The sequence below is a fragment of the Streptococcus sp. 3167 genome (assembly GCF_013277175.1).
In the GTDB taxonomy this organism is placed as follows: Bacteria; Bacillota; Bacilli; order Lactobacillales; family Streptococcaceae; genus Streptococcus; species Streptococcus pseudopneumoniae.
In genome coordinates, this window is sequence record NZ_VMML01000094.1 from 1 (window position 1) to 3,277 (window position 3,277).

The 3,277-nt window shown below is 30.2% G+C and carries 3 protein-coding genes and 1 pseudogene; 1 reads left to right on the forward strand and 3 read right to left on the reverse strand.

Going from position 1 to position 3,277, the window contains the following annotated elements; translation table 11 throughout:
• On the forward strand, positions 1–1,320 hold a 1,320-nt coding region (locus HT678_RS11645), incomplete at its 5' end, for a restriction endonuclease subunit S (RefSeq protein WP_240153457.1).
• Here the strand turns inward: HT678_RS11645 and HT678_RS10545 are convergent.
• The 3 genes and pseudogenes from HT678_RS10545 to HT678_RS10555 form a co-directional block, all read right to left on the reverse strand.
• The gene (locus tag HT678_RS10545) at positions 1,280–1,867 is read right to left on the reverse strand and encodes a restriction endonuclease subunit S (protein WP_240153458.1); all 588 of its coding nucleotides are present in this window, start codon (positions 1,865–1,867) and stop codon (positions 1,280–1,282) included. The two genes, HT678_RS11645 and HT678_RS10545, sit on opposite strands and share 41 nt — an antisense overlap.
• Positions 1,854–2,651, reverse strand: coding sequence for a tyrosine-type DNA invertase PsrA (gene psrA / locus HT678_RS10550; protein ID WP_000657448.1), 798 nt, complete (start codon positions 2,649–2,651; stop codon positions 1,854–1,856). Before psrA ends, HT678_RS10545 begins: the two co-directional genes overlap by 14 nt.
• A gap of 89 nt (positions 2,652–2,740) precedes the next feature.
• Positions 2,741–3,277: pseudogene (locus HT678_RS10555) on the reverse strand (restriction endonuclease subunit S); the annotation flags it as partial.

The window sequence follows — 3,277 nt, forward strand, 5'->3', positions numbered from 1 at the left end:
AAGTTTGCTGATGGAAGTATAAAAGAGTTTAAACATAATATACCTAAAGGATGGGCCATAGTTTATTTACCAGACATTTGTGCATTAGAGGACGGCTCAATAAAAAGAGGTCCTTTTGGTAGTTCTATAACAAAGTCAATGTTTGTTCCGAAAGGAGAACATACATATAAGGTTTATGAACAAGGTAATGCTATAAGAAAAACTATAGATTATGGAGACTATTGGTTAAAAGAGAGTGATTATATACGTTTAAAAAATTTTTCAATAAAAGCAGGAGATATTTTAATATCTTGTGCAGGTACTATTGGAGAAATCTTTCAAATACCTTCAAATTATTATAATGGAGTTATAAATCAAGCATTATTAAAACTTACGTTAAACTCAGATATAATAGATTCACAGTATTTTAAATGGATGTTTACGAGTTTGATTAATACACTAAAAGAGCATTCTATAGGTTCAGCGATAAAAAATTTAGCTTCAATAAAATTTTTAAAATATGAAGTTCCTATGTTATTGCCTCCACTATCCGAACAACAACGAATAGTAGAAGCAATCGAATCAGCTTTAGAAAGAGTAGATGAGTACGCTAAAAGTTATAATAGACTCGAACAGCTAGATAAAGAATTTCCAGATAAACTAAAAAAATCTATTCTTCAATATGCTATGCAAGGAAAATTAGTTGAACAAGACCCAAATGATGAATCAGTCGAAGTTTTACTTGAAAAAATACGAGCAGAAAAACAAAAACTCTTTGAAGAAGGCAAGATTAAAAAGAAAGATTTGGACATTTCTATTGTTTCCCAAGGAGATGATAACTCTTATTATCTGAATAACATTAAAATTGAAATAGATTTTCCAAGAAGATCAACTTGGTTGCTAGCTCCTTTAGAAAAAATTGTAACAACTATTTCAGCTAAGCCTTATCAAATAAAACAGTCTGAAATTGTAAAAGAGGGCAAGATTCCAGTAGTTAGTCAATCTAAAATATTAGTTGAAGGATTTTCTAATAATTTTTCTAAGATTCTAGACTATAAAACAAACGTTGTAATATTTGGTGACCATACAAGAAATCTTAAGATTATAGACTTCCCTTTTGTTGTTGGTGCAGACGGAGTAAAAATTCTGTCTCCAATTTGCTTATCTGCAAAATTTTTAAAATACCACTTAGACTATACGCTATTATTTGTTAGGAACAGGGGCTATGCTCGACATTATTCGTATCTAAAATCTAAAATAATAGGTATTCCTTCAGTTTTAGAACAAAAGAGAATTGTCGCTAAAATTGATTTACTTTTTCAAAAAGTTTCTCAGCTTTAGTAATTATTAATTTTTGTGTACGTATACCTGGAAAATTAATTATAGTTTGAGAAAATCTAGTTTTGTTTAATATAGGAATAGTGGTAGATGATATATTGTTCTTGAATTGTTTTTGCATAAAATCAGACTGTATAGCTAAAAGTAAAAATTTTGAGTTGACAAAATTAAATACTTCTATGCCATGCATTTGTTGATTGAACGCTCCATCAACACGAACAATCCCAGCAATTCCAATATTTCCAATACCATTTATTAAAATAGAACCTGCTTTTATTTTTCTGGATTTTGTATTTCCTAGAACCGATAAATATTCAGTTGCATTGTATAGTTCTCCTTGTAATAAATCAGCAGGTTTATAGAATGGTATTTCGCCGCCGTAGTTTTCAGGGCTATTTTTAGATGGCGTGTTACCAGTACTAATTATTCCTATATAATTTAATGTTGTCTGTACCCAATTCATAGGTATCTTCCCATAATAAGAGCCATAATCACAAAAAAATAGCAGATGGTCAATTTGACCACCTGTTATTTTTTTACCAATTAACAATTTTATCTACAATATTTTGTTGTTCAGTAGCTGTTTTCCTTAGATAAATTCGAGTAGTTTCTATACTTTCGTGTCCCATCAAATCTGCAAGCAAGGCAATATCATTATACTTCGATAAAAAATTCTTAGCAAATAAATGTCTAAAAGAATGAGGGTAAATTACTTTAGGATTCATTTTGTATTTATCAGCATAATTTTTTAACTGTTGAGCAACTCCTCTTGCTGTAATTGGTTCATTAAATTTATTCAAAAATAAATAACCACTTCGGCGATTTTCTGATTCTAACCAACTAAGACAACTATTTCTTAATTTTTTAGGAATGTACAGTCTACGAATTTTACCACCTTTTGAGTAAATGTCAAAATAACCGATTTCTACATGCTCTACTTTTAGTTTAATAAGCTCACTTACACGAGCCCCAGTTGCACCTAAAAACCAAACGACAAAATGCCATTTTAAAATACCATCTTTTTTCAAACTACGTTTAAGAAAAAGGTAATCAGCATAGCTAATGACATCTTCTAAAAACGGTTTTTGCTGTACTTTGACAAATTTTAATTTCAAATCATCATGACCAATAAAAGTCAGATATTTATTTACTCCTTGTAGTCGCAAATTGACAGTTTTAGGTTTAAAATTGTCTAATAAATATCCCTTGTATTCAAATAAATCTTCCATTTTGAGTTCATAATTCTCCAAGAAAAATCGAACACCATAAAGGTACGAACGCACAGTATTTTCAGCTAAACCAGCTTTCTTCAAATGTAATTCAAATTCTTTCAACGTAAAACTCCTATCTTATGTTTGATAGAAATTCCACCGCACGTAAAACTATTATACTAAATTAGTGCGTCAATATGGGCGAAAAATTGTTCGATTTTATCAACGATTCTGGATTGTTCAGGAAGGGGTGGGAGTGGGATTAGAATAGAAGCAACTTTATCACTATTCAAGTTTTTCACAACAGCTCCACTAATTAGAGATAAAAATTGAGAATAAACTACATTTGATGAAAGAATATAGAATAGGTAATCTCTATTTAATGAGTTTTCATAGTTCGAAATAGCCAACCATCCATCGTGTATTGCACCATCAACATTCAAAATATAAGGTCTACCAAAACTCATAGAATTAGTTAACAAAAATGTACCTTTTTTTACAAATCTAGTTTTGTTAAGCCCTGATTTTTTGATTTTTTCTTTAACATTATTTATATACTTTTCACCCTTTTCAGTATCACCTATTTTTATCCAATTTATTCCATCTACTTCGTAAGTAAGATAATCTTTGATTGGTCGTGGAGAGCCACCTCTGACAATTTCAACCAATGTAGAAAACCTCACCCACTCCCAAGTATCAGGAATATCATAAGGAACATCAATTTCTTGAGTACTTCCATCAGCAAACTT